Source organism: Kitasatospora sp. MY 5-36, from assembly GCF_001182915.1.
In the GTDB taxonomy this organism is placed as follows: domain Bacteria; phylum Actinomycetota; class Actinomycetes; order Streptomycetales; family Streptomycetaceae; genus Kitasatospora.
Map to the genome: position 1 here is coordinate 1 of NZ_LFVW01001231.1, position 1,269 is coordinate 1,269.

1 protein-coding gene is annotated in these 1,269 nt (G+C 74.6%); it reads left to right on the forward strand.

Going from position 1 to position 1,269, the window contains the following annotated elements; genetic code table 11:
* Window positions 1-876 (forward strand): dihydrolipoamide acetyltransferase family protein (locus AE652_RS41600; protein ID WP_049661210.1); only part of this gene is annotated, 876 nt, incomplete at its 5' end.
* Between the last annotated feature and the right edge of the window lie 393 nt (window positions 877-1,269).

Consider the following 1,269-nt stretch of genomic DNA (forward strand, 5'->3'; position numbering starts at 1 on the left):
GTCGTCCCGGCCGGGCCGGCGGTGGTGCCGGTGATCTCGCCGCTGGTGCGGCGGCTGGCCCGGGAGCAGGGGGTCGACCTGGCCGCGCTCACCGGGAGCGGGCCCGACGGACTGATCATGCGCGCGGACGTCGAACGGGCGGTCGCGGCCAAGGTGGCCGCTCCGGCGCCCGCCGGGCCGGCCGGGCAGGACGGCGTGGTCCCGCTGCGCGGGCTGCGCAAGGCGGTGGCCGAGAAGCTGAGCCGCAGCCACCGGGAGATCCCGGCGGCGACCTGCTGGGTGGACGCCGATGCCACCGAACTCATGGCACTGCGGCGGCAGTTGAACGCCACGCCGGGGCCGAAGGTGAGCGTGCTGGCGCTGCTGGCGCGGATCTGCACCGTCGCCCTGGCGCGCTTCCCGGAGCTCAACTCCTCGGTGACCGGGGACGGTTCGGGCGTCGTCCGGCACTCGGCGGTGCACCTGGGCTTCGCCGCGCAGGGCGAGCGCGGACTGGTCGTCCCGGTGGTGCGGGACGCGCAGAACCGCAGCACCGGGCAACTCGGCGAGGAGCTGAGCCGGTTGACCGAGGCGGCGCGCAGCGGCGCGCTCACCCCGGCCGAACTGACCGGCGGCACCTTCACGTTGAACAACTACGGGGTGTTCGGCGTGGACGGCTCGACCCCGATCCTCAACCACCCGGAGGCGGCGATGCTCGGGGTCGGTCGGATCGTCGCCAAACCCTGGGTCCACCAAGGGGAGTTGGCGGTCCGCGAGGTGACCCAGCTGTCGTTCACCTTCGACCACCGGGTCTGCGACGGCGGGACGGCGGGCGGCTTCCTGCGGTTCGTCGCGGACTGTGTGGAGCAGCCGGGGATGCTGCTGCGGCAGCTCTGAGGACCGCCGTCGAGCCCGGCTCTCCGGTTGCCCTGGGTGTGCGGATGGACACCCGGGGCGACCGGGGGCGGGGAGAGTAGCGCGTTCCGGGCCCGGATGTCCGGGCTTCGCGTGATTCGTCGGACGGTCGGTCGGGCCGTGCCACGCTGCCTTGGCGCCAGTAGCGACAAGCCAGGTGGTGGCGCAGGCCGGCCGGAGGGCGAAACGATTCTCTTGGGTACTCGAAACGTAGCGGTGAAGTCCCGCGGAACAGTCCTGGTCCGTACCGGGCACGGCTCGGCGGGGGTCTCGTCCGTCCCGGGCCTGCGGCAGTCCGCGCCCGACGGGGGCCCGTCGCGGGAGGCGGTCGCCCGGCCGCCGGTGCCCCTGGCCCCGCCTGCGCCCCTGGCCCCG